This is a genomic window from Citrobacter rodentium NBRC 105723 = DSM 16636, assembly GCF_021278985.1.
GTDB lineage: Bacteria > Pseudomonadota > Gammaproteobacteria > Enterobacterales > Enterobacteriaceae > Citrobacter_A > Citrobacter_A rodentium.
Genome location: NZ_CP082833.1, coordinates 4,676,763 through 4,700,548, shown reverse-complemented (window position 1 = coordinate 4,700,548; position 23,786 = coordinate 4,676,763). Strand labels below are relative to the sequence as shown.

Annotated in this window: 20 protein-coding genes and 1 pseudogene; 9 read left to right on the top strand and 12 right to left on the bottom strand. The window is 55.4% G+C overall.

Annotated features, from left to right (window positions below):
• Positions 1–82: 82 nt before the first annotated feature.
• The 3 genes from K7R23_RS22405 to rhtA form a co-directional block, all read right to left on the bottom strand.
• Positions 83–1,420, bottom strand: a complete 1,338-nt coding sequence (locus K7R23_RS22405; RefSeq protein ID WP_012905142.1) for an IS4-like element ISCro3 family transposase — start codon at positions 1,418–1,420, stop codon at positions 83–85.
• Between the two features lie 124 nt (positions 1,421–1,544).
• Positions 1,545–2,048: a DNA starvation/stationary phase protection protein Dps gene (gene dps, locus K7R23_RS22400; RefSeq protein ID WP_012905143.1), complete on the bottom strand. Its 504-nt coding sequence runs from the start codon at positions 2,046–2,048 to the stop codon at positions 1,545–1,547.
• Between the two features lie 310 nt (positions 2,049–2,358).
• A complete protein-coding gene (rhtA, locus tag K7R23_RS22395; RefSeq protein WP_012905144.1) occupies positions 2,359–3,246 on the bottom strand; it encodes a threonine/homoserine exporter RhtA in 888 nt (295 codons plus the stop codon).
• Between the two features lie 286 nt (positions 3,247–3,532).
• On the opposite strand from rhtA, the pseudogene K7R23_RS22390 reads away from it, so the two are divergent.
• Together K7R23_RS22390 and ompX are read left to right on the top strand one after the other, a co-directional pair.
• Positions 3,533–3,595, top strand: a pseudogene (locus K7R23_RS22390) (hypothetical protein); the annotation flags it as partial.
• A 55-nt stretch (positions 3,596–3,650) separates the two neighbouring features.
• Positions 3,651–4,166: an outer membrane protein OmpX gene (gene ompX, locus K7R23_RS22385; protein ID WP_012905145.1), complete on the top strand. Its 516-nt coding sequence runs from the start codon at positions 3,651–3,653 to the stop codon at positions 4,164–4,166.
• A gap of 71 nt (positions 4,167–4,237) precedes the next feature.
• Here ompX and K7R23_RS22380 read toward each other — a convergent pair whose 3' ends face one another.
• Together K7R23_RS22380 and mntS are read right to left on the bottom strand one after the other, a co-directional pair.
• Entirely contained in the window at positions 4,238–5,818 is a 1,581-nt protein-coding gene (locus K7R23_RS22380) for a phosphoethanolamine transferase (RefSeq protein ID WP_012905146.1), read from the bottom strand.
• Positions 5,819–6,095: 277 nt separating this feature from the next.
• A complete protein-coding gene (mntS, locus tag K7R23_RS22375; protein ID WP_042622870.1) occupies positions 6,096–6,224 on the bottom strand; it encodes a manganase accumulation protein MntS in 129 nt (42 codons plus the stop codon).
• Between the two features lie 185 nt (positions 6,225–6,409).
• Here mntS and mntR point away from each other — a divergent pair, with 185 nt between their 5' ends.
• Both mntR and K7R23_RS22365 read left to right on the top strand, forming a co-directional pair.
• A complete protein-coding gene (gene mntR / locus K7R23_RS22370; RefSeq protein WP_012905148.1) occupies positions 6,410–6,883 on the top strand; it encodes a manganese-binding transcriptional regulator MntR in 474 nt (157 codons plus the stop codon).
• Positions 6,880–7,989, top strand: coding sequence for an anion transporter (locus K7R23_RS22365; protein WP_012905149.1), 1,110 nt, complete (start codon positions 6,880–6,882; stop codon positions 7,987–7,989). Before mntR ends, K7R23_RS22365 begins: the two co-directional genes overlap by 4 nt.
• 77 nt (positions 7,990–8,066) lie before the next feature.
• On the opposite strand, the gene ldtB is transcribed toward K7R23_RS22365, so the two are convergent.
• Positions 8,067–8,987 (bottom strand): L,D-transpeptidase, encoded by a 921-nt coding sequence (ldtB, locus tag K7R23_RS22360; protein WP_012905150.1) that lies wholly within the window; start codon positions 8,985–8,987, stop codon positions 8,067–8,069.
• 225 nt (positions 8,988–9,212) lie between these two features.
• Here ldtB and K7R23_RS22355 point away from each other — a divergent pair, with 225 nt between their 5' ends.
• Positions 9,213–10,805 carry an ABC-F family ATPase gene (locus tag K7R23_RS22355; RefSeq protein ID WP_012905151.1) on the top strand — a complete coding sequence of 531 codons (1,593 nt, stop codon included), beginning with the start codon at positions 9,213–9,215 and terminating at the stop codon, positions 10,803–10,805.
• Between the two features lie 235 nt (positions 10,806–11,040).
• Positions 11,041–11,895 (top strand): membrane protein, encoded by an 855-nt coding sequence (locus K7R23_RS22350; RefSeq protein ID WP_012905152.1) that lies wholly within the window; start codon positions 11,041–11,043, stop codon positions 11,893–11,895.
• A 55-nt stretch (positions 11,896–11,950) separates the two neighbouring features.
• On the opposite strand, the gene K7R23_RS22345 is transcribed toward K7R23_RS22350, so the two are convergent.
• Positions 11,951–13,213 carry a DUF1479 domain-containing protein gene (locus K7R23_RS22345; protein WP_012905153.1) on the bottom strand — a complete coding sequence of 421 codons (1,263 nt, stop codon included), beginning with the start codon at positions 13,211–13,213 and terminating at the stop codon, positions 11,951–11,953.
• A gap of 314 nt (positions 13,214–13,527) precedes the next feature.
• Here K7R23_RS22345 and K7R23_RS22340 point away from each other — a divergent pair, with 314 nt between their 5' ends.
• On the top strand, positions 13,528–15,465 hold the full coding sequence (locus K7R23_RS22340; protein WP_012905154.1) for a M48 family metallopeptidase: 1,938 nt from the start codon (positions 13,528–13,530) through the stop codon (positions 15,463–15,465).
• Between the two features lie 42 nt (positions 15,466–15,507).
• Here the strand turns inward: K7R23_RS22340 and K7R23_RS22335 are convergent, their stop codons facing one another.
• From K7R23_RS22335 to K7R23_RS22325, 3 genes are all read right to left on the bottom strand, one after another.
• A complete protein-coding gene (locus K7R23_RS22335; protein ID WP_012905155.1) occupies positions 15,508–16,323 on the bottom strand; it encodes a Cof-type HAD-IIB family hydrolase in 816 nt (271 codons plus the stop codon).
• 127 nt (positions 16,324–16,450) lie between these two features.
• On the bottom strand, positions 16,451–18,883 hold the full coding sequence (locus K7R23_RS22330; RefSeq protein ID WP_012905156.1) for a formate C-acetyltransferase/glycerol dehydratase family glycyl radical enzyme: 2,433 nt from the start codon (positions 18,881–18,883) through the stop codon (positions 16,451–16,453).
• 4 nt (positions 18,884–18,887) lie between these two features.
• Complete coding sequence (locus K7R23_RS22325) at positions 18,888–19,787, bottom strand: glycyl-radical enzyme activating protein (RefSeq protein ID WP_012905157.1); 900 nt, start codon at positions 19,785–19,787, stop codon at positions 18,888–18,890.
• Positions 19,788–19,920: 133 nt separating this feature from the next.
• Between K7R23_RS22325 and fsa the strand changes: the two genes are divergently transcribed.
• Both fsa and K7R23_RS22315 read left to right on the top strand, forming a co-directional pair.
• A complete protein-coding gene (fsa, locus tag K7R23_RS22320; protein ID WP_012905158.1) occupies positions 19,921–20,583 on the top strand; it encodes a fructose-6-phosphate aldolase in 663 nt (220 codons plus the stop codon).
• A gap of 201 nt (positions 20,584–20,784) precedes the next feature.
• A complete protein-coding gene (locus tag K7R23_RS22315; protein ID WP_012905159.1) occupies positions 20,785–21,729 on the top strand; it encodes an Rpn family recombination-promoting nuclease/putative transposase in 945 nt (314 codons plus the stop codon).
• A 42-nt stretch (positions 21,730–21,771) separates the two neighbouring features.
• On the opposite strand, the gene moeB is transcribed toward K7R23_RS22315, so the two are convergent.
• Both moeB and moeA read right to left on the bottom strand, forming a co-directional pair.
• Positions 21,772–22,521 carry a molybdopterin-synthase adenylyltransferase MoeB gene (moeB, locus tag K7R23_RS22310; protein WP_012905160.1) on the bottom strand — a complete coding sequence of 250 codons (750 nt, stop codon included), beginning with the start codon at positions 22,519–22,521 and terminating at the stop codon, positions 21,772–21,774.
• Positions 22,521–23,756, bottom strand: coding sequence for a molybdopterin molybdotransferase MoeA (gene moeA / locus K7R23_RS22305; RefSeq protein WP_012905161.1), 1,236 nt, complete (start codon positions 23,754–23,756; stop codon positions 22,521–22,523). The genes moeB and moeA overlap by 1 nt, the downstream gene beginning before the upstream one ends.
• Between the last annotated feature and the right edge of the window lie 30 nt (positions 23,757–23,786).

Here is a 23,786-nt window from a genome sequence, read left to right as displayed (position 1 = left end):
TACAAAAAATTTACTTTATCGCGGCGGGAAGAAAAGCTGTTGCACCACAAAAGTGCAAAACCCCCGCATAGCGTAATGCCGTTCACTTAAGCGGTGCGGCATTGCGTTTCACCGGATAACGGGTTTTTGATATCTTAACCGCCCTCGGCCTTGATGGTCGGGGGCGTTTTGTTATGAACACCGCTTCCAGAGCCCCCCGCAGATGCTCCAGCCGTTTCGGGATGGTCCCCGGTGACACCGTATTTCCCAGCACTATCATTTCTGTGGCGATAAACTGGAACGCGAACTTAAAGCTGATTTCCGACGCCGCTTTTTTGTGTTTCTCCGTTGCTTTTGTTGCCTCACGCCGTATCAGATTATAAGCCAGCAACATGCCCCACACCTCCTGTTCCAGCAACTCAACCTTCCGGCTTCTCAGTACCAGAGCGTTATTCAGCAGGCTGCTTTTCAGGTTTCTGAACCCGACTTCGATTTCCCATCTTGAGTGATAAAGCTCTGCCACCTCTCTGGCCTTATAACGGTCTGCCTGAAGTGACGTCAGGACCGTTTTTTCCACTCCGTTCAGTTCATAAGTTACCGCCCGCGCATACCAGTATTCCGGCAGCGAAGGATTCTTTTTCCTTGCCTGTGGTGACACTTTCAGTTTCAGAAGCCGGTCTCCGGGACCGTAACTTTCTTCCGTTTCTGCTGCGATATTCTTCCAGGCGGGCAGCAGACAGTGGCGGTTACAACCCTGCCGGTTCAGCGACAGCAACAGGTCTGCGCTGTAGAACAGCTTGTCAAACAGCGTAATGGAGTTATCCGGAATGGTGACGAGCATTGAGTGGGCCAGCAGGGTTTCGCTCCGTCGGTAAGGCGCGGTCGCGGCATCCAGCAGAATGTGACTACCCAGGTTCATTAAAGCCACCAGACGCATTACCGGGTATGCGCTTTGCCGCTCAGTGGATGTGTTGGCAGAGCCATAATGTTCACGCAGCTCAGGTTCATCAGGTGTCCTGAACTGTGCGCCATCGATGGCAAAAAGTTGCAGGCCATGCCAGTCATCTTTCTGGTAACGCTCAGTTCCCCATGTCTGCGCGGTCTGGCGGAAAAGCCATTCCACCGGTGCAGCACCCACGCGCTGACGCGCCTGGGTGACAGCGCTGCGGGCCAGCAGGTTCATCCCCGCTTCACCATCCGCGCTCAGGTTCAGACGACGAACCACATCGGTAATCGACTCATTACGGAAGAAGGCCATAGCCACGACCATCCAGATAACCATGTCGCCAGGTAAACGACGGCGGCGAACGGTCGCATGTGCAGAAAGAGTCAGGCAGTGTTGTATCCATTCGACGGGAAGATGCTGAGCAAACAGTTGTGCAGAAGGGGGCGGCATCAGCGGATGGTCGCTGAAATCGAGCAGGTCATTGAGAAGTGGCATAAGAAAACGGCTCCCTGTTGTGGAAGCCGTTATAGTGCCGCAGATTAAGGATCGGTCAACCGATCCTTAACTGATCGGCATTACCGCATAGCGAGGGTTTTCAGACGAAATCGCGATGACGCGATTATTCGATGTTGGACTCGATGAACCACAGGAATTTATCGAGATCGCGTGAGGCGGCGGTAAAGATATCAGCAGTATCTTCATCTTTCGCTTCGCCAATCGCTTTACGCACATCGTTTGCTACTACCGCATAACGATCCGCCAGCTCTTTCAGGTGATCCTGAACGCTGTGAATATCCAGCGGATAGCTTTTCAGCGGGGTTTTACTGTTAATGACCTGAGTTGTCCCTAATGCCACGCCACCCAGCTGAACGGCGCGTTCCGCCATCGTATCCAGGTGATCGGTTAACGCAGTACGGAAGCCATCCAGCATTTCATGTACGGCAATAAAATTAGCACCGCGCATGTTCCAGTGGGCCTGTTTGGTAATCAAAGACAGGTCGATAAACTGGATCACCTGACGATTCAGCAATTCAACCGTGGCTTTTTTATCGCTGTCGGAGACATCGTTGCGGGTATAAAGCAGATTGGACGCTTTTGTTTTTACCAATTTTGCGGTACTCATAATTTCATATCCTCTTGATGTTATGTCCCGGTAATTTACGCAACTAAGTATAGCACCGGTTATGATTCCTGCTTTTCTGGCTCTCCCTATCGCTTTAATAGCGCAGATCCATGCTGGCGAAAAATTGCATTATTATTCAGTATGTTGCTAATTTAGCGTGACAGGATAAAGCGCAGTTTAATTGTGGCGGAAAAACGTAACAGTTGGGCGAATTAAGATAAATCGGGGATAAGCAGCCAGGCAGAATAAACGCATGACAAAACTGGAAAATATTCTGCATGGTTATGCAGCGCCATGCAGAAATGTAAATTTAATTTACGTCGAGCTTTTTTATCTGGCTGTCGCGGCGAAGGGTTAACGTCGATCCCATCGACGCGGCGATAATCGCCCCGAGCGCCAGCAGCTGGATGAACGTCAGCGTTTCGCCGAGGAACAGGATCCCGGCCACCGCCGCCAGGGCCGGCTCCATACTCATCAGCGTGCCGAAGGTGCGCGTCGGCAGGCGGGTTAAGGCAATCATCTCCAGCGAGTAGGGCAGGGCGGTGGATAACACCGCGACGGCCAGCCCCAGCGGAATGACCGACCAGTGCCAGAGTGCTTCGCCAGCCTGCGCCGCGCCCAGCGGAACGAAAATAATGGCGGCAATGAGCGAGCCGACCGCAACGGTTGCCGGGCCGTGTTCCGCTCCGGCGCGCTGGCCGCAGAGAATATAGATAGCCCAGCAGGCGCCAGCGCCCAGCGCCATTGCGGCGCCCGCCAGATCGACGTGCGAGACGTCCTGACCCAGCGGCAACAGGAACCACAGCCCCAGCACCGCCAGCACCACCCAGATAAAATCGATTGGCCGCCGGGAAGCAAACAGCGCGACCGCCAGCGGCCCGGTAAATTCAAGGGCGACGGCGATCCCCAGCGGTACTGTCTGAATCGACAGATAGAACAGATAGTTCATGCCGCCCAGCGACAGGCCATAAAAGAGCAACGGCAGCCGCTGCTCTCTGGCGAAGCGCAGGCGCCAGGGTTTAAAAAAGATAACCAGAATAAGCGTGCCCAGCGCCAGGCGCAGCGCCGTAACGCCGGGTGCGCCCACCAGAGGAAACAGTGATTTTGCCAGCGAAGCGCCGCTCTGAATTGAGCACATGGCGATAAGTAAGACTAAAATAGGCAACCATACGGGAATTTTGCGTGACGACCCTGGCATCCGTTCTCCTGACAATGCATGTTCAGCCACTCAATGCCTGCGCCTGACTGTCCGCCAGTCTGTCGATTGAGTGTATAGAAAAGTAAAAGAGGCAGTGTAATGGAAATAACCCTTGCCGGTTGAGTATTTGTTGAAAAAAATTGCCGTAAAGCCGTAAAATGCCCCCGGATTGATGGATTAATAAGCTGTGTGATTAGGAATAATCTGGATGAATGTCCGTTGTTATGCGCGTAATAATGTGCTGAATCTCCGGAAAAGTGATGTTATATGAAAGAGATAGCGGGCTGTGGAAACGTTCTGTTACATGAAATGGCCCGTTAGACATCGCGAATCGCAAAGAGTTTCCCATCAATTTTTGATATATTTAAAACTTAGGACTTATTTGAAGCACATTTGAGGTGGTTATGAAAAAAATTGCATGTCTTTCAGCACTGGCCGCTGTTCTGGCTTTCACCGCAGGTTCCGCTACCGCTGCGACTTCTACCGTTTCCGGTGGTTATGCTCAGAGCGATGCTCAGGGCGTAGCGAACAAAATGAACGGTTTTAACCTGAAGTATCGCTATGAGCAGGACAACAACCCGCTGGGCGTAATCGGCTCCTTCACCTACACCGAAAAAGATCGTACTAACGGTGCGGGCGATTACAACAAATCTCAGTACTACGGCCTCACCGCTGGTCCGGCTTTCCGTCTGAACGACTGGGCAAGCATCTACGGTGTAGTGGGTGTTGGCTACGGTAAATTCCAGCAGACTAACTACCCTGGCTACAAAGATGACACCAGCGACTACGGTTTCTCTTACGGTGCGGGCCTGCAGTTCAACCCGATCGAAAACGTCGCTCTGGACTTCTCCTACGAGCAGAGCCGTATTCGTAACGTTGATGTTGGCACCTGGATTGCCGGCGTAGGTTACCGCTTCTAATCACTCCGGTGATGTAAAAAATCCGCCTTTCGGGGCGGATTTTTTTTATGCCTGTAGCCTGACTGCTGGGTTTACTTCGTCGAGAAAATGTCTGTCCCCAGATGGTTATAGTCCACCTGCTGCAATTTGAAGTTGGTGATGTAGACCGGCCCGGTTTTCTGTCCGGAAATAAAACGGTAGCGGTTCTTTATCTCTTTCGCGCGAATCCCCGTCCACTGTGAGAAAAAGCTCAGGAAGTCATTGGCTGAACGGCGGGCGTTAATCAACTTATGCGCTTTGTCATCGCTGGAGAGCACCATAAACGGCACCTGGAAATTTTGCTGGAACCGATCGTCGTGCGCCAGATATTGCACTTCCTTCCCGCGTTCTTTAAAGGCCAGACCGTGATCGGAGAAGTAGACCAGAGAAAAACTGTCTCCGCTGTTGCGTAACTGATCGTACAGCTGACGCAGCAGATCGTCGGTTTGCGTCATGGTGTAGAGATAGCATGAGGTTTCCTTCGACTGCACAAATGTCTCGTACTTCCCGTGCGTGCGGTCGCAGGCCTGCGGGTGAGAGCCCATTAAATGCAGGACAATCAGCTGCGGCTGGCTGCGTTCGCTCGCCAGCACTTGGGCGGTCAGTTTCAGCAGGGCGCTGTCTTCGGTATTCTTATCCGCTTCGAAATCGCCGCTTTTCAGGAACTGCACCTCGTCGGCGCGTCTGGCGATGCTGGCGATGGCGGTGTCATATTCGCCGATTTGTCCCTGATTGGAGAACCACCAGGTCTGGAAACCGGCGCGGTTTGCCAGCGTGACAAAGTTATCCTGATACTGCGGCTTGCCCTCCACCACCCGGTTGAGGGTCAGGTCCAGCGATTTTTGCGTGGAGCCGCTGGCGGCAACGTAGTCCATAAACAGGTATCCGTTGACGCTGCTGGCAAAGGGCGTGTTGTCCCAGTGGCCGCCAAAGGCCCCCAGCGCGTCGCGTCGGGCGCTTTCGCCAATCACTACCACATAGGTGTGATACTTCGGCTTCACGGCGGTGACGGTCCAGGTGTCTTTCATACCGGCGAGCATCGCCATGCGCGCCTGCTCATCAATCACTTCGTTGTTATTGACGATGATATCTTTTGCGAAGCGGAAGACCGGATAGCCGGTATCCTGCAGCTTGAACACGCCGCCCCACGCCAGATTCTGGATGGGGGCGACGAAAAAAGCGGCCACGCTGAACAGCAGGCACAGGCTGTCATACCGGTTCCAGCGCGGTTTTACCGCTTCCTGGCGACGGCGCACGGCAATAATCCCAAGCGCAAAGATGAACAGTCCCACCAGGTAGCTGTACCACGGGAAGATGGTGAGGATCTCCGTCGACTCCTCCATATTCGTCGAGTGCAGCGCCAGCAGGGTATTAAAGTTGGGCGCGCCGTAGGCCTGGCCGAACGGAAAATAGAGCGCCGCGGTAAGCGAACAGAGCCCCGTCAGCACTTTTTGCGCGCGAGGCGCGGTGCGCCACAGCAGCAGCAAAAGACAGGTAAAGGCGGCGGTATACAGCAGACTAAAGGGATAGCCCAGCGCCAGATTTATCAGTAACGACTGCAAAAAATAGAAACCAGTCCACGGGCTGATGGCCCGACTGCGCGCAATAAGGGATTCTTTGAGGGTTAAATTCATAAGCCACTATCACAAAAACGCCATGTGCTTACCCTGGCGCCAAGGGTCATCGCCTGCTGAGTGCGCGTAAAGAGGGAAAGAGGTCCGCATCTGCGAGCCGCAATATAGGCAGGGCTGCAAGAAGATAGAGCGTGTGAATGATTAGGTCAACCGGCAGTAATAATTTGTTTTGCGAAGAAGTCAGCAAATCCGACAAAAAGAAGGGCTATTCTGGCGCGCAGCGCCCGGTAAGCGGCAAAAATGACCGCCGGATGAAGCGGCGTCCCGCGACGCCGTGTTATTTTTCTGCCGGTTTATCCTGCTCGGGTTTGCTGTTGATCATATCGCACAGCATCGAGAGCAGCATTAACCTGACTTTAAAGGGAGAGTGACTGAACACGCGCATACACCTCTTGAACTCATTCATATTGACCTCCTGACATTCGATCCCTTCGATCCATGAAAGGCGCCTGCATTACATACAGATATAGCACAGGCTATATTATATAGCTATTGCTAAAACGTTAATTTTTTGTGCCACGACAACTCTGGTTTACAATAAACGCTCTCCAGAACGATGCGGTCAATGCGTCACAGGAATGAGGAAGCAGAATGAGTCGTCGCGCAGGTACGCCAACAACAAAAAAAGTGACGCAGTTAGTGAACGTTGAGGAACATGTCGAAGGGTTTCGTCAGGTCAGGGAGGCACACCGCCGCGAACTGATCGACGATTATGTGGAGTTAATTTCCGATTTAATTCGGGAGGTCGGCGAAGCGCGCCAGGTGGATATGGCGGCGCGTCTGGGCGTGTCCCAGCCCACGGTGGCGAAGATGCTTAAGCGGCTGGCCTCGGTGGGGCTAATCGAAATGATCCCCTGGCGCGGCGTCTTTTTAACCCCGGAAGGGGAGAAACTGGCGCAGGAGAGCCGTGAACGCCATCAGATTGTCGAAAACTTCCTGCTGGTGCTGGGCGTCAGTGCGGAAATCGCCCGTCGCGATGCGGAAGGGATGGAGCACCACGTGAGCCAGGAGACGCTGGACGCGTTCCGCGCGTTTACGCAGCAGCACGGAACGTTATCTGAATGAGCCTGCCTTTCTTTCGGGCGCTGAAACGCGACCGTTTTTTCCATCTGTTGCTCATTGTGGGCGCGGGATTAAGCCTGTTCGTTCCGTTCCGGCCGCAGAGCTGGCCCGCGGCGATTGACTGGCATACGATCATTACCCTGAGCGGCCTGATGTTGCTCACCAAAGGCGTGGAGCTGAGCGGTTATTTCGACGTGCTGGGGCGCAAAATGGTCCGCCGTTTTGCCAGCGAGCGCCGTCTGGCGATGTTTATGGTGCTGGCGGCGGCGCTGCTTTCCACCTTCCTGACCAATGACGTTGCGCTGTTTATCGTGGTTCCGCTCACCATCACTCTGAAGAAGCTGTGCGCCATTCCGGTCAACCGGCTGATTATCTTTGAGGCGCTGGCGGTTAACGCCGGTTCGCTGCTGACGCCCATCGGCAACCCGCAAAATATACTGCTGTGGGGGCGATCGGGGCTCTCCTTTGCGGCGTTTATCGCGCAGATGGCCCCGCTTGCCGCCGCCATGATGCTGACGCTGCTGATAATGTGCTGGCTGTGTTTCCCCGCTAAGCCGCTCGTCTATCATACCGGAACGCGCGCCCCGCAGTGGCAGCCGCGGCTGGTGTGGAGCTGCCTGGGGCTGTATATCGTCTTTCTGACGGCGCTGGAGCTGAAACAGGAGCTTGCCGGTCTGGCGATCGTGACGCTGGGCTTCCTGCTACTGGCGCGTCGCGTGGTGCTGAACGTGGACTGGACGCTGTTGCTGGTGTTTATGGCGATGTTTATCGACGTCCATTTGCTGATCCAGCTTCCGGCGTTGCAGGGCGCGTTAAATCAGGTTGGCGGGCTTACGCAACCGGAGCTGTGGCTGACGGCGATCGGCCTGTCGCAATTTATCAGCAACGTGCCTGGCACCATTTTACTGCTGAATTACGTTCCGCCGACCATGCTGCTGGCCTGGGCGGTCAACGTCGGCGGCTTTGGGTTGCTGCCCGGTTCACTGGCGAATCTGATTGCTCTGCGAATGGCGAACGATCGACGCATCTGGTGGCGCTTTCACCTTTATTCGCTGCCGATGCTGATATGGGTGGGGGTGGTAGGGTACGGACTGCTGCGGGTGCTGTGATTGGCGCTTATCGGGCCTGCTGTGCGGGTACTGCAGGCCGGGTAAGGCGTAAGCCGCTACCCGGCGCTGTCAGATAATCAGTTCAGACGAACCGGCATCCCGGAACGGCTCTGAATTGCCTGTTCCACTACGGCCTGGTCAACGTCGGCCTGATCGGTGACGCTCTTAACCGTTTTCGTCAGCGTAATCGGCACGATCTCGCCGCCTTCGAACTGTTCTTCAGTGGTCGACAGCGGGTTATGCACTTCAATGTAGCGGCTGCCATCCGGTTCGGTAGTGGCTTTTACCGGCTCATCGATAAACTGTACGCGGGTGCCGACAGGTACGTTTTCGAACAGGAACTTAATGTCATCATTACGCAGGCGCACGCAGCCGTGGCTTACGCGCAGGCCGATGCCGAAGTTCGCATTGGTGCCGTGAATCGCATACAGGCGGCCAATGTACAGCGCGTACAGACCCATCGGGTTATCCGGGCCTGCCGGAACCACTGCCGGCAGCGGTTCGCCTGCCGCCCGGTATTCAGCATGCATTTTCGCCGTTGGCGTCCAGGTCGGCCCCGCTTTCTTGCGCTCAACTTTGGTGGTCCAGTTAATCGGCGTGTCTTTGCCTAACTGACCGATACCGATCGGCAGGACGATAACGGTATTCGTCCCCTTCGGGTAGTAGTAAAGGCGCATCTCCGCGCTGTTGATAATGATGCCTTCATGCACGGTGTCCGGCAGGATCAACTGCTGCGGGATGTTCAGCACCGTACCGCCTTTCGGCAGAAAGGTGTCCACGCCCGGGTTGGCTTCCAGCATGTTGGACAGACCCATCTGGTATTCAGCGGCAAAATACTCCAGCGGCTGAGTGTTGCCTTCCGGGATGGTGATAACCTGGTTCTGGCCGATCAGACGGCTACCATCAGTTGGCAGAGGATAAGTAACGGCTGAGGCGCTGCTGCAAAAGCCTACTACAGCGAGAGCCGCTGCGAAAAACGTTGTTAATTTCATATTCATGTTATACGAGATTCATTGCCTGGCAGGCGTTGGGTTGAGAATTCTGTCATGTTGGGAGCGCATTATATGTGCATTCCCGTGCACAGGGAATTCAGATGTGTACGAAATCACATTTTTTGCTGACCCTGACCTGAGTCACAGTGTAGCCGTTTACCGCGGGACGGGATCTTATTTAAGACTTATGGCATAATAAGCGGTTTGTCACATCTTCTTTAGGATACGTCCGTGTTAGTTTCCAGCAACGTCACCATGCAGTTCGGCAGTAAGCCGCTGTTCGAAAATATTTCCGTCAAATTTGGCGGCGGCAACCGTTACGGCCTGATTGGCGCCAACGGTAGCGGTAAATCCACCTTTATGAAGATCCTCGGCGGCGATCTTGAGCCGACGCTGGGCAACGTTTCCCTCGATCCGAACGAGCGCATCGGTAAGCTGCGTCAGGATCAGTTCGCCTTTGAAGCGTTCTCCGTACTCGACACCGTCATCATGGGCCACAGCGAACTGTGGGAAGTGAAGCAGGAGCGCGATCGCATCTACAGCCTGCCGGAAATGAGCGAAGAAGACGGCTACAAAGTGGCCGATCTGGAAGTGAAATATGGCGAGATGGACGGCTATTCCGCCGAATCGCGCGCGGGCGAACTGCTGCTCGGCGTCGGCATTCCGGTGGAACAGCATTACGGCCCGATGAGCGAAGTCGCGCCCGGCTGGAAGCTGCGCGTGCTGCTGGCGCAGGCGCTGTTCTCCAATCCGGATATTCTGTTGCTCGACGAACCGACCAACAACCTCGACATTGATACCATTCGCTGGCTGGAGCAGGTGCTGAACGAACGTGACAGCACCATGATCATCATTTCGCACGACCGTCACTTCCTGAACATGGTCTGCACCCACATGGCGGATCTGGATTACGGCGAACTGCGCGTTTATCCGGGCAACTATGATGAATACATGACGGCGGCGACCCAGGCGCGTGAACGCCTGCTGGCCGATAACGCCAGGAAGAAAGCGCAGATTGCCGAGCTGCAATCCTTTGTCAGCCGCTTCAGCGCTAACGCCTCTAAATCGCGTCAGGCGACCTCCCGCGCGCGCCAGATCGACAAAATTAAACTCGACGAAGTTAAAGCGTCGAGCCGTCAGAACCCGTTCATCCGTTTCGAGCAGGACAAGAAACTGTTCCGTAATGCGCTGGAAGTGGAAGCCCTCAGCAAAGGTTTCGATAACGGTCCGCTGTTCAAAGGCGTTAACCTGCTGCTGGAAGTGGGTGAAAAACTGGCGGTGCTCGGGACCAACGGCGTCGGTAAATCGACGTTCCTGAAAACGCTGGTCGGCGATCTGCAAGCCGATAACGGCAGCGTGAAATGGTCTGAGAACGCGCGCATTGGTTACTACGCGCAGGATCACGAATATGAATTCGAAAATGACCTGACGGTGTTCGACTGGATGAGCCAGTGGAAGCAGGAAGGCGATGACGAACAGGCGGTGCGCAGCATTCTCGGACGCCTGCTGTTCAGCCAGGACGACATCAAAAAACCGGCGAAAGTGCTTTCCGGTGGCGAAAAGGGGCGGATGCTGTTTGGTAAACTAATGATGCAAAAGCCAAACATTCTGGTTATGGACGAACCGACCAACCATCTGGATATGGAATCTATCGAATCGCTGAATATGGCGCTGGAAATGTATCAGGGCACCCTGATCTTCGTTTCACACGACCGTGAATTCGTCAGCTCGCTGGCGACCCGCGTGCTGGAAATTACGCCGCAGCGCGTTATTGATTTCACCGGTAATTATGAAGATTATTTGCGCAGCAAAGGCATCGAATAGTTTTCCCGTCGTCTTTCACGCTACAGGCGCGTTGGCTGCGCCTGCTCACCCCGGTCACTTACTGATGTAAGCTCCCGGGGATTCTCAGCCTTGCTGTAACGCGAAATTTTCAGGGATAACTGCTTATTATCCCTGTAGCGGTTTTAATCTGAAAGAGAGTGAGTAGTGATGAAACTTAGACGCAATTGCGGCTAATATACTTCCGGTTTCTTTTAACAAGAACAGGGAAGAAAATATGCATCAGCCGGGAACGACCTCTTTAGCCAGTCTTAAAGCGCAGTTATTAAACCTGAATGCCAACAATCAATATCCTTTTATTCTTCGGGAAGAGGGCGATGAAATTATTGCCTCCTGGAATATCGTTGATGCCAGATGGCGGGAAATTTTAGGTAAAGCGGGCCTGAAGAAACAGTACGAGCTTCGGCTGTTTTTCGATGAAAGCAAAAAGCAGGTTCGCTATCACGAAAAATCTACCGACGTGGAATGGAGCGCCAGCCCCGGCGGCTTAAAATTCAGCAAGTCAGCGCGTCTCGGTAAGCAACTGGAATTCTCAACGGGCAGCGCCTGGGGCGCCAAAGATGATGGCAGCGTTGGCAAAATTTATGGTTATAAATTTGTCTCAACAGAAATAACCGATCCCGTTTTTGAGATTGTCCGCAATGCCGGTTGGCAGGTGCAGGGCATTCTGGCAGACAAGAAAAAAAGAAGACTTGCGATCGCTGGCGTAATTGGCGCTGCATTGATTATCATAGTCGGTATCGCTTCAATCCTCTTTGTTTCATTAGGCGGCGTAAAAAACGCAGCCCGCGCGGAAATAGAACTGTTGCGCAACGGGCAATATTCCGAAGCCTGGCGGGCGAGCGCCTATGCTATTCAGCGAAAAATGACGGAAGAGGAATTTATTCAGGCTACGAAGTTCCTTAACTTCCCTGAAATTGAGGACTATTCGTTTAATAACATCAGCGTTAAGAACAATGTCGGCACCTTATCGGGCAAAGTCACGTTCAAAAATGGCGCGCCGGGGAGGATTACCGTCACGATGTATAAAGAAAATGAGCAGTGGAAACTGGCAGGGGTTTCCGTCGATTAAGGAATATCCGGTTTTCTTTCTGCTGAAAGAAAACCGGAATAACTGGCGGCGGGCGTTACTCCATCCCCAGCGCCCGTCTGCCGTGGATGTTCAAATCAGCCATCGTAAAGCGTCCTTCCCAGTTTGCCTCGTAATCCTCCCGCGGAAAGTCCCCCGGCGACGCGCCTGTCTCCAGCGCGGCTTTCACCTTACGGGCGTAGGCCAGATTCTTCTCACACATCGGCGCGGCGGGAATGTACATCACGTTTCCCCAGCCCTGCTGATTTTCAACCGGCGCCACTGAGTGAATCACATCGCAATGCCACCAGACGGAATCGCCCGCTTCCAGCTGCGGAATACTGGTCAGCGCCTCTATTAACAGCGGATGCCACTGTTCTGAAACAGGTAACACTCTGCCCGGCGCCACGCCGCACAGCTCATCTTCCGGTACGTAGTCCAACAACGGTCGCAGTAATATATACGCCATCGCTTCCGGGATCGGTACAACGTGCAGTAGTCCCTGACCGGGCAGCATATCGGACAGCGCGGTCCAGCCCTGGAAGGTGCGGAACACCGAGCATTTGGTGGTGTTATCGACGCTGTACTCCTCCACTTCGTTACGGTGCGCCGCGTTCCACGGATCGTACTTCGTCAGATTACCGTTAAAGACATTTGCGAACACGCGCTGATAAGCCGGAAGCAGCCAGCGCTCCAGTGCGCCGGAATCGGTATGCGCGCCAAGCCCTTTCGATGTCGTTCCTGGCGGACGGCGGCGGATACGATCCGGGTAAATCACGCTGACGTCCGGGTTAAACCACTGTCTGCCTTCGCTTTCGAAGGTCCACAGGCGGTTAAGGAAAGACTGCACATTTGCCATCTCCTCGCTTTGCCGCGCCTGCATCTGCGCCTGCGACCAGTAGATGGGATAGATCTCGGGACGGGAGGCGGTTAGTGTGCCGAAGAAGTTATCGCCCGGCCCCTTGTAAACCGCGTCAAAGTGGTTGCGATCCAGATAGTCGAGCATAGACCGATCCCAGTCCAGCGCCTGCTGGCGGGGAAAATGGCCTTTGATAACCGCGCAGCCGCGGCGTTTGATCTCTTCGCGCTGCTGCGCCGTAATCCTGCCCGCGCGGATATCGGCATAGGAAAGTTCCGGCCACACCGCTTCTCCCTGGGCTTTCAGCGCATTGATTTCCGCCACCCTGGCAGCAATGGTCTCGCTAATCCGATCAAAAACGGCCTGCACATCCCCCAACTGGGCGCGCAGCTCCCGCTTCATCTGGCGGATCGCCGCTTTGTGATCGGCAGGCAATGTCTCGCTTGTGAAGGTAAAAACCATAACCACCTCGCATATCCTTCATTCGAAAGTTAACTTAATTACGAGTGATAATATAAGTTATAAATAAGTTAATGCAAGTTTAAAATTATGAGTACTGAAGCGACTGGGTGGGGGAATTGCTGCATTTGCGCAGATGCAGGAGGAAAACGCAGACGCTGCAAAACGGCCAGGCGTAGCTTTGTCCTAAATCTTGAGGGCGGGATGGTGTCGTGATATCAGTGCCGGATACTCCTCTCTATAATACGCAGCGAAACCATTCGCTGACGGATGGTTCGAACTTTTCACGATATGCAGGCGGTTATCCCAGGGAGGGGATGATGGAACAGAAAAAAATTTGGCGCCTTTTTATTATCCCTGTTTCGCTGGTTTGCTACGCGCTGTGGTTATGCGGGCGTGTTGCAAATACCTTTTATGACGCGGCATTCAGCGCCGTTACGCGCGGCTACCTGTCTGTTCTGGCCCTCGGTCTGGCCGGTGGGGCGCTCATCCTTACCGGCGCAGCCGTGACGATTTGCGTAACGAGCGCGCGAGCCTCACGCCAGTCGCAGGAGGCGCTGGTACAACGATTCAGCCTGTGTCGGCGTCTGCTGCCCGTTTTTATGGTGGCGCAGATTGTTTTGTGCGGTCTGTCGGTCATTTCCCTGGCGCTGGCCGAAGGTCTCTGGCTGGTGTTCGCTGTCGGCGGGGAAGCAATCATCAAATTTGTGATGATACTCCTCTTCTTTATCGGCGTGATTGTATGGATGTTGGTTAAAAGTCTCGCCTCCATCAGAAAATGTTTTGCGCTTTTCGAACCTGAAGACATGACCATCAGCGGCATCACTGTCAGTGAGGCGAAGGCGCCGCAGCTCTGGCAGTGGGTACGTGAACTGAATCAGGAGGGGCGGCTCATTGTGCCCGATAATATCGTGGCAGGCTTCTTCGATTGTTTTTACGTGACGGCAAACCCTGTTCAGATAAGCGCTGGCGAACGCCTTACGGGGAATACGCTTTATCTGCCGCTGACCTACATGGCCCTGCTGGAACGGAATGAAATCGCCGCCGTTCTCGGCCATGAATTGGCTCACTTTTCGGGCGCAGATACCCAGTACAGCTTACGTTTTTTGCCGCTGTATGCCGGGATGCAAAACAGTCTCGAAAGCATGGCGTGCAATTCGCAGGGCTATTCATGGCTTGATTACCTTGTGCTCAGACCCGCCCTGGAGATGGGGATGTGGTTTTTAAGCCAGTTTCACGAATCGGTCATCCACTGGGAGCGGATTCGTGAATACGCAGCCGATGCAGACGGGGCGAACGTCTCTTCTCCTGCCGCGCTGGCTTCGGGGCTGTTGCGTATGACGGTGCTTGAACCGGTAATCAACCGCCATCTGGAGGATATTTTTTACGGTCGTGTGGTGAGTGAAAACTGGATCGCCAGTCTGATAACCACAGTGCAGCCATTGGGTCGTTTCGCACGGCCTGACAGCATTAACAATGAAATGCCGCATCCGATGGATAGCCACCCGACGACTCTTCAGCGTATTAACGCGCTGAACGTGCCGCTTGATGATGAACTCTGGGCGCGCGCCCTGCGCCCTGTGGCGCAAGAGTATACGGCCTTTTTCGAAGCGCTGTTCGTCGATGCCGCTGAAGTCTGTTCATTCCTGTCACGGGACATCTCGGCGGAAACTGCGCCGCGACGGGAGGCGTATCGTCAGGAACTGGAGACTAAGGCAGCGGAGGGAAAGGCGTCTGTCGTTTTCTGGACGAGCAGGAAGACAGCCTGGTTTTGCGCGCCGGTGAGCCTGCTTCTGCTGGCAGGTGGCAGTTATCTTCTTATTGCTGAGTCGTTTAGCGCCTGGTTCTGGCTGTTGCCCGTTCTGGGTGTGATTGTCGGTATGGCCAGCGTTGTCACCGTTCAGCGTTCGCGACGGCCAATGTTTACGCTGAACGAAGATTTTTTGACCAGCCCGTGGGTGTCGCAGTCGTTGCCCCTGAAGCAGGTCGTCGATTACAGCCTGCTCAGTATCAACAGTTCGACGACCATAAAACTGGCGCTTGATGAGGCGTTTCAGCCGCAGATGACAACAAAGTGGTTTATGCAACCCGTCCGCTATAATCCCCGCCGGCACGAAGTGGTGATTATCATTTCGGGCGCGCTGTACCGTGAGCAGGAGGGCAGGAAAGTGAAACTGGAAATTGAACAGGTGGCCGAACTGATCGGGCAATATCTGGTTGCTGCCCATGCGCGCGCCGAACTGACTCAGTTTTAGCTACGCCCGGAATACCGGAGCAGGGCGCTCCGGTCGAAAACATCAGAGGTTAAACGGGGAGCGGTTATCCAGCACGGCCTGAATGACGTTCAGCGCGCCCTGATGATTATTGTCATCCGTGCGGAAGCGGGCAATCGCTTTGATCGCGTCGGCGGCGTTGGCCATCGCGAACGAGTAGCCCGCCATTTTCAGCATTTCAGCATCGTTACCGCTGTCGCCAATCGCCACCACATTCTTCGGCGAGAGATCCCAGCGCTTCAGCAGGCGGGTGATGCCGTTGGCTTTATGCAGTCCCGGAATAATCAAATCGATAAAGCCAAAGCCGCTGGTGACCGGCTTCATAATGCCGTCCAGCGAACGGAGCAGCGCCTCCATCACCAGCGGGATCTGTTCGTCCGGCAGGTTCAGCGAGATCTTAAACAGGACGTCGTCGATATCGTGATAGTTCTTCACTGGCTGAAGGCGGTGATAATGTTTCGCCATTAAGGCGACGAACTCCGCAGGCGCGCTTTCGCTGACGTAGGCGCTTTTAAGGCCACAGGCCACAAAGTTGAGCTGTTTGTCTTTCAATAACTCGCCAATAACCACCTGCGATTCATGACGGGTCAGCTCGCCGTGAAACAGCTGTTTGCCATGCTCAAATACCAGCGCGCCGTTTTCAGCAACGAAGGAGATTTCGTCTTTGAGTTCAGGGAAGAAGGAGATGAGCTGGTAATACTGATTGCCGCTGGCGACGACAAACTCAATATTGCGTTTTTTTAGTTCCTGATACTGCGCCATAAAGCGGGTACGATCGTACTTTTTGGCGTCATCAAGAAACGTACCGTCCATATCAGTGACGATAACGTTGACTGTCATATAAGTGCTCCTGGCTCAAAACTGCGACCAGAAACATTTTAATAACAATGTGACCTAAACCACAAATTTATTTCGAATGAAAGGGGACAGGCCGGATGGCGCTTGCACATATCCGGCCCGCAGGGGATTACAACATATGTTCGGTACGGGCGATGATATCGTCCTGCGCATCCGGTGAAAGCGCGGTAAAGAAGGCGGAATAGCCCGCCACGCGCACCACCAGGTCACGGTACTGATCCGGATGCTTTTTCGCTGCCAGCAGAGTTTCGCGGGAGACGATGTTGTACTGAATGTGCCAGCCTTTGTGATCCTCAAAGAAGGTGCGCAGCAGAATCATCAGCTTCTGCTTATCAGACGCATTCTCCAGCGTGGCCGGATTCAGCTTCTGGTTCAGCAATACGCCGCCGAGAATCGAACCGGTAGGCAGTTTGCCGACCGAACCAATGACCGCCGTTGGCCCAAGATGGTCCGTACCGGACGCCGGGCTTGCCCCTTCCGCCAGCGGCGTATGCGCTTTACGGCCATCCGGCGTCGCCATCGTCGCCGCGCCAAACGGCACGTTGGCCGAAATAGACGAGGTGCCCGCATAGTAATTGCCGCCGACCGGACCGCGGCCATAGCGCGGGTTATGGTACTGTTTCAGCTCGTCAATATAGGTCTGGTACGCCCGCGCCAGCAGGGTATCGACGGAATCATCATCATTGCCGTACTTCGGCGCGCCGTTGATTAACCGCTGGCGCAACTGCTCGTGGGTCAGGCCATCGAAATCCGCCGCCAGCGCCGCCGCAAGCTGCTGTTGACCAATTACGCCCTGTTCGAACACCAGCTTTTTCACCGCCGCCAGGCTGTTGCCGAGGTTGGCGATACCCACCTGCAAACCGGACACCCAGTCATATTTCGCGCCGCCTTGCTTGATGCTCTTTGCCCGCTCGATGCAGTCATCCACCAGCGCTGAGCAGAGAATATCGTGTACGTTCTCTTCCAGCATCGTATCGACGACATATTCAATTTCGATCGATTTACGCGTGTAGTAGCGGATCTGGGTATCCCAGGCCTCCAGCACCTCGTCAAAGCTGCTGAAATTACCGGCGGAGAGCGCTTTTTCCTGCGGCAGGAACACTTTCCCGCTGGTGGCGTCGCGGCCTCCTTCCAGCGCTGCCAGCATCACCCGGGCGAAGTTGATAAAGCTCATCCCGGTGCAGCGGTAGCCCCACTTGCCGCCGACCGCGGTTTCGATACAGCCAATAGCCGCGTAATCGTAAGCGTCCTGCGGTTCAATGCCGAGTTTGATAAATTCTGCAATGACAATTTCATCGTTGTTAAACGCGGGCATGCCGAAGCCGCAGCGGATCACCTGCACGCAGGCGTCCAGGAAATCATTGCTCATCCCGGCGTGATAACGCACGCTCAGGTTCGGCTGGGTGGAGCGCAGGCGGCCGCAGGATTCGAGGATCGCGTAAGAGAGCGGGTTTACCGCATCCATCGGCTGGCCGTTCACCAGATTCTGGCCGCCAATGGTGACGTTCTGGTACAGTGGGCTACCGGCTGAGGCCTTAGAATGCGAACCGGAGCGGATTTTGTTCACTTCCAGCAGCTTCAGCCAGCAGCTGTGCAGCAGTTCGATGGCGTGTTCGCGATCCAGCGACTGATCCAGCTCCACGTCGCGGCGGTAGTATGGGTAAAGATACTGGTCCATACGGCCAAACGATACCGAATGACCGTTAGACTCAATCTGCAGGATCAACTGGATGAAATAGCACAGCTGTAGCGCCTGCCAGAAAGTCTGCGGCGGCTGATGAGCGATGAGATCGCAGTTTTCCGCGATTGCCAGCAGTTCATCACGGCGGCTTTCCCGCGATTCTTCACCGGCCATTTTGCGCGCCAGCCCGGCGAAACGCGTAATATGGTCGCTGACCGCAGCCAGGACGATATCAATCGCCTTCAGGAACTGCTCGCCGTGCAGATCGTCAAGCACGGTCAGGTTAATGCGCGAACGGCGTTCCGCCACTTTTTCCCGCAGGCCGTCCAGCCCTTTGGTCAGCAGCAGCGGGAAGTTGACCGCCAGATGCGCATCGCCGGAGGTCATGTTGCCTTCGGCTTTGATAATGCCGGTTTCCAGCAGCGCTTTTTGTTCATCGGTAAACATACCGTAGCAGCGATCCTGTACCGTCTGGCCGCGCCACCAGGGGCAAATCTCATGCAGTACGCGCTTATTCTCTTCGCTGACCGCAAAGCCCGCCCCCGGCCTGTCCGCCAGAGAGTCGATCTCTTTTTCAATCCACGAGACGGTATACTCCGGGAAGATCGGCGCGGCGCGCACTTCGCTTGCCTGGTTGCCGACGATCAGCTCATCATGCTTGATCCAGATAGTGCGCTCCGCCAGATGGTGCGCCAGCGCCAGCGCGCGGCGTACCGGAATCGGTTTGTCGAGATGCTGCTTATACATCCTGGTATAGTGCTGCGCGCGTTCGGTACACACCGGCGGTTTGACAATATGCACCAGTGCAGTTTTGTGCGCTTTAATGCGTTCGCTGAGCGTATCCAGTTTCAGTTGCGTCATAAGTCTATCCTCGTAAAGTCGCGGTTAAACCTTTTGCGCAGGCGTACTGCTGGGCGAAAGCAAGCAGTTCTGGCGCATCCAGCGGTTTTTCCGGCGCGTGGTAGGGTTGATTGAGTAAGTGGTATTTATTTATGCCCAGCGTGTGATAGGGCAGGAAGTGGATCTCTGCGACGCGCAGTTCGTCGGCGGCAAAATCGGTAATCGCCCTGATGGCCTCTTCATCGGCGTTAAAGCCCTGAATCAGCGGGACGCGGATAATCATCTGCTTACCTGCCGCAGCGACTTTTTTCAGATTGCCGAGCACACGTGCGGCGCTGCCGTCGGTCCACTGTCTGAACGGCGCATCGGCGACGTGCTTCAGATCGGCAAGAAACAGGTCGATATAAGGCAGCGAAGGCGCAATATATTTCCACGGTACGTGCAGGCAGGTTTCGACTGCGGTATGTATTCCGGCCTCATGGCTGGCTTTAAACAGCGCCGCCGCCAGTTCCGGCTGCATAAAAGGCTCGCCGCCGGAGAGCGTAATACCGCCGCCGCTGCGGTCGTAAAAGGGTTTATCGCGCAGGACGGTGGACATGATTTCATCCACGTTCCGCACCTCGCCGCAGACGGTCAGCGCCTGAGTGGGGCAGCAGTCGGCCAGCGCGGAAAAATGACTTTCGGTGAGCTTCTCCCGGTGAATAAGAAGGCCGTTCAGCGCCCGTTCAATCACGTCGGGAGCGGCCTGCGCGCACAGCTCGCAACCCTCCAGACACAGCCGCGCATCAAACAGGATATCCTGTGTACGGGCGCGGCTTTCCGGATTCTGACACCAGCGGCAGCCGAGCGAGCATCCTTTAAGAAACACCACGGTACGGATACCAGGGCCATCATGTGTGGAGTAGCGCTGAATATTGAAAATCATTATCGGCCTCTCTTGTTTCGTATAAAGATTAAATAACCTTCGAATGAAAGTTGTGTTGATGTGCGTCAACTAACGAAGAGGTTTTGCCGTGATATCTTTATTTCATGCTGACGATTCGTTTTGAGGAATGTGTATGGAACTCTATCTGGATACCTCCGACGTTCAGGCCGTTAAGGCGCTGGCGCGGATTTTCCCGCTGGCGGGCGTGACCACCAACCCGAGTATTGTGGCGGCGGGTAAAAAGCCGCTGGAAGTGTTATTGCCTGAACTACGTGAGGCGATGGGCGGGCAGGGGCGTCTGTTTGCCCAGGTGATGGCGACGACGGCGGAAGGCATGGTCAGCGATGCGCGTAAACTGCGCGGGATAATCCCGGATATCGTCGTAAAAGTGCCGGTGACGGCGGAAGGGCTGGCGGCGATTAAATTGCTAAAAGTTGAGGGCATTCCCACTCTGGGAACGGCGGTGTACGGCGCGGCGCAAGGGCTGCTTGGCGCGCTGGCCGGGGCGGAGTATATCGCGCCTTACGTTAACCGCGTGGACGCGCAGGGCGGCGACGGGATTCAGACCGTCACCGATCTGCAAAAACTGCTGAAGATGCACGCCCCGCAGGCCAAAGTGCTGGCGGCTAGTTTTAAAACGCCGCGTCAGGCACTGGACTGTCTGCTGACCGGCTGTGAGGCCATCACCTTACCGCTGGATGTCGCGCAGCAAATGATCGCCTACCCGGCGGTGGATGCTGCGGTCGCCAGATTCGAGCACGACTGGCAGAGCGCGTTCGGTCACACGGCAATCTGATACCTGAGCCGGAGGGCGGCGTTGCGTTATCCGGCCTGCAAATTCCTTTCTTTTTTGCGTGGTGGTTTCCTGGGGAATGCAACGTCTTCAGCGACGGAGAATTAACCTGGAACAGCGCCCGCACCGTCAGAAATTCAGGGGTGCCCGTTAAGGCCTTTACGCATACAGTTCCGTCATCTTGAAAAAGGGTGACGGACTGCCATGACCACATCGACGCCGCATGATGCGATTTTCAAAACGTTTTTAACACATCCGGAAACCGCGCACGATTTTCTCTCGCTTCATCTTCCATCCGGCCTGCGCAAACTTTGTGATTTGCATACGCTGAAGCTGGAGTCCACCAGCTTTATTGAGGAGCGCCTGCAGGCTTATTACTCTGATGTTCTCTGGTCGCTGAAAACCACGGAGGGTGACGGCTATATTTACGTCGTGATTGAGCATCAGAGCCGCCCCGATGCGCATATGGCGTTTCGCCTGATGCGCTACGCCATCGCGGCCATGCAAAACCATCTTGATGCCGGACATAAAACGCTACCGCTGGTGGTGCCGATGCTGTTCTATCATGGTGCCGTCAGCCCTTATCCGTTTTCGCTGTGCTGGCTGGATGAATTTGCCAACCCGCTTATGGCGCGCCAGCTTTACAGCGCGGCGTTTCCCTTAGTGGATATTACCGTTGTGCCGGATGATGAAATTATGCAGCATCGCCGCATGGCGCTGCTTGAGTTCATCCAGAAGCATATCCGTCAGCGCAATCTGATGGGGCTGGTCGATAAGCTGGCTTCGCTGATTGTTAGCGGGAGCGCTAATGACAGCCAGCTGAAGGCGCTGTTTAATTACCTTCTGATACAGCACGGACATAAACCCCGATTCGGGCAGTTTGTCCGCGCAATTGCCAACCAGGTGCCGGAACACAAGGAGAGTTTTATGAACATTGTTGAAAAGATCCGTCGCGCAGGGCAGAGAAAAGGGAAGCGTGAAGGTATGCAGCTTGGGCTGGAACAAGGGTTACAGGAAGGGTTACAGAAGGGGCGGCGTGAAGAGGCGCTACGCATCGCCCGCGCAATGCTCGAAAATGGCGTGGAGCGGGAGTTTATTGTGCAGATGACCGGCCTTTCGCAGGATGAGATCGCCCTGCTGCGACATTAAGACGACGCCATCCCGGAGCGCCGCAGCGTACCGGGACGAGCGCTATTCTCCGCAGACTTCACAGTTAGGGTTACGCATCAGCTTCATTTCGCGGAACTGGCAGGTCATGGCATCGTAAATAACAATTTTACCGCGGGCGGGCTGCCCGTACTGCGCCAGCAGCTTGATCGCCTCCATTGCCTGGAGTGAGCCGATGACGCCGATCAGCGGCGCCATAACGCCCGCCTCCACGCAGGTCAGCGCGTTGTCGCCGAACAGGCGGCTCAGGCAGCGATAGCAGGGTTCGCCTTCCTGATAGGTGAACACGCTGATCTGGCCCTCCATGCGGATTGCTGCACCCGAAACCAGCGGAACTTTCGCTGCAAAGCACCCGGCGTTGAGCTGGTTGCGAACCGCGACGTTATCGGTGCAGTCCAGCACCAGATCGTGCTCAGCAATCAGCGCGGCAAGGGCGGCATCATCCAGCAGAGCGTTGACCGGCGTAATGGCGATATATGGGTTAATACGGCGCAGCGCGTCGCGCGCCGAGTCGACCTTGGCTTGGCCTACCGTTGTGTCGCTGTGCAGCGTCTGGCGCTGCAGATTAGACAGCGATACCGTGTCGAAATCGAGCAGCGTCAGCTGACCCACACCCGCGCTTGCCAGGTACTGCGAGGCGGCGCAGCCCAGCCCGCCGAGGCCGACAATCAGCACTTTCGCCGCTTTCAGCGCCTCCTGTCCGTCAAAATCGAAGCCGCGCAGGATGATTTGACGGTTGTAGCGCAGCATCTCCTGGTCGCTGAGTTCCGCCATTACAGGCCCCCAAACAGCGCGTTAAACGGTTCCACTTCCACCCATTCGCCCGCTTCCACGTTCCCGCGATCGCGCTCCAGCACGATAAAGCAGTTCCCCAGGCTGAAAGAACTGAAAATATGCGAACCCTGATGCCCGGTGGTGGTGACTTCCAGTTCGCCGTCAGCGGTACGCTGTAACACGCCGCGCTGGAAATCGAGACGTCCCGGCGTTTTTTTCAGGCGTGAGGCGGTGCGCACCCGCTGGCGCGGCGGCAGGCCGCTGGCGCGATTACCGCTCAGCTTCGCCAGCAGCGGCTGTACCAGCTGATAGAACGTCAGGGCCGCTGAAACCGGATTGCCCGGCAGGCCGCAGAACCAGCTGTTGCTGAGTTTACCGAAGGCGAACGGTTTACCGGGCTTGATCGCCAGCTTCCAGAAGGCGATTTCGCCGAGTTCTTCGAGGATGGTTTTGGTGTAATCCGCTTCGCCGACCGACACGCCGCCGGAGCTGATCACCACATCGGCCTGGCTGTCGGCTTCGATAAACGCCGCGCGCAGGGCGTGCGGGTCATCGCGAATAATGCCTAAGTTGATCACCTCACAGCCCAGCTGTTGCAGCATCAGATGAACGGTCAGACGATTAGTGTCATAAATCTGCCCTTCACCGAGCGGCTGGCCCGGCAGCTGTAGCTCATCGCCGGTGGAAAACAGCGCGACCCGCACTTTACGCACTACCGGCGCTTGCGCGATGCCGAGCGACGCCAGCACCGGCAGTTCAGCGGTAGTCAGACGCGTTCCGGCGGCAAAAACGACCGCGTTTTGCGTGATATCTTCCCCGCGCCGACGAATATTTTGCCCGGCTTTGACCTCTGCGGTGAAGCGCACGCCGCTTCCCGAGGTTTCCGTTTGCTCCTGCATTACTACCGCCTCGCAGCCTGCGGGCACCGGCGCGCCGGTCATAATGCGAATGCATGAACCGACAGGCCATTCCCCCTGGAACGGCTGACCGGCGAACGCTTTACCGGCGACCGGCAACGGCTGGCCGGAGGCGAGATCGGCCAGGCGTACCGCATAGCCGTCCATCGCGGAATTATCAAAGCCCGGCACGTCCAGCGGCGAAACGACATCATGCGCCAGAATACGACCAAAACACTGCGTTAACGGCAGCGTCTCAACGGCGGTTAGCGGGGTAACGCGCGACAGCATGTCGGTAAGCGCCGTTTCCAGCGGCATCAGTCCGGTGGTAAATTCCATCAATACACTCCTGCGGGGCAAAATCGAATC

Bases quoted from the DNA above. Each gene is read 5' to 3' on its own strand.
- K7R23_RS22405 (WP_012905142.1), bottom strand. From the start codon at position 1,420: ATGCCACTTCTCAATGACCTGCTCGATTTCAGCGACCATCCGCTGATG.
- dps (WP_012905143.1), bottom strand. From the start codon at position 2,048: ATGAGTACCGCAAAATTGGTAAAAACAAAAGCGTCCAATCTGCTTTAT.
- rhtA (WP_012905144.1), bottom strand. From the start codon at position 3,246: ATGCCAGGGTCGTCACGCAAAATTCCCGTATGGTTGCCTATTTTAGTC.
- ompX (WP_012905145.1), top strand. From the start codon at position 3,651: ATGAAAAAAATTGCATGTCTTTCAGCACTGGCCGCTGTTCTGGCTTTC.
- K7R23_RS22380 (WP_012905146.1), bottom strand. From the start codon at position 5,818: ATGAATTTAACCCTCAAAGAATCCCTTATTGCGCGCAGTCGGGCCATC.
- mntS (WP_042622870.1), bottom strand. From the start codon at position 6,224: ATGAATGAGTTCAAGAGGTGTATGCGCGTGTTCAGTCACTCTCCCTTT.
- mntR (WP_012905148.1), top strand. From the start codon at position 6,410: ATGAGTCGTCGCGCAGGTACGCCAACAACAAAAAAAGTGACGCAGTTA.
- K7R23_RS22365 (WP_012905149.1), top strand. From the start codon at position 6,880: ATGAGCCTGCCTTTCTTTCGGGCGCTGAAACGCGACCGTTTTTTCCAT.
- ldtB (WP_012905150.1), bottom strand. From the start codon at position 8,987: ATGAATATGAAATTAACAACGTTTTTCGCAGCGGCTCTCGCTGTAGTA.
- K7R23_RS22350 (WP_012905152.1), top strand. From the start codon at position 11,041: ATGCATCAGCCGGGAACGACCTCTTTAGCCAGTCTTAAAGCGCAGTTA.
- K7R23_RS22345 (WP_012905153.1), bottom strand. From the start codon at position 13,213: ATGGTTTTTACCTTCACAAGCGAGACATTGCCTGCCGATCACAAAGCG.
- K7R23_RS22340 (WP_012905154.1), top strand. From the start codon at position 13,528: ATGATGGAACAGAAAAAAATTTGGCGCCTTTTTATTATCCCTGTTTCG.
- K7R23_RS22335 (WP_012905155.1), bottom strand. From the start codon at position 16,323: ATGACAGTCAACGTTATCGTCACTGATATGGACGGTACGTTTCTTGAT.
- K7R23_RS22330 (WP_012905156.1), bottom strand. From the start codon at position 18,883: ATGACGCAACTGAAACTGGATACGCTCAGCGAACGCATTAAAGCGCAC.
- K7R23_RS22325 (WP_012905157.1), bottom strand. From the start codon at position 19,787: ATGATTTTCAATATTCAGCGCTACTCCACACATGATGGCCCTGGTATC.
- fsa (WP_012905158.1), top strand. From the start codon at position 19,921: ATGGAACTCTATCTGGATACCTCCGACGTTCAGGCCGTTAAGGCGCTG.
- K7R23_RS22315 (WP_012905159.1), top strand. From the start codon at position 20,785: ATGACCACATCGACGCCGCATGATGCGATTTTCAAAACGTTTTTAACA.
- moeB (WP_012905160.1), bottom strand. From the start codon at position 22,521: ATGGCGGAACTCAGCGACCAGGAGATGCTGCGCTACAACCGTCAAATC.
- moeA (WP_012905161.1), bottom strand. From the start codon at position 23,756: ATGGAATTTACCACCGGACTGATGCCGCTGGAAACGGCGCTTACCGAC.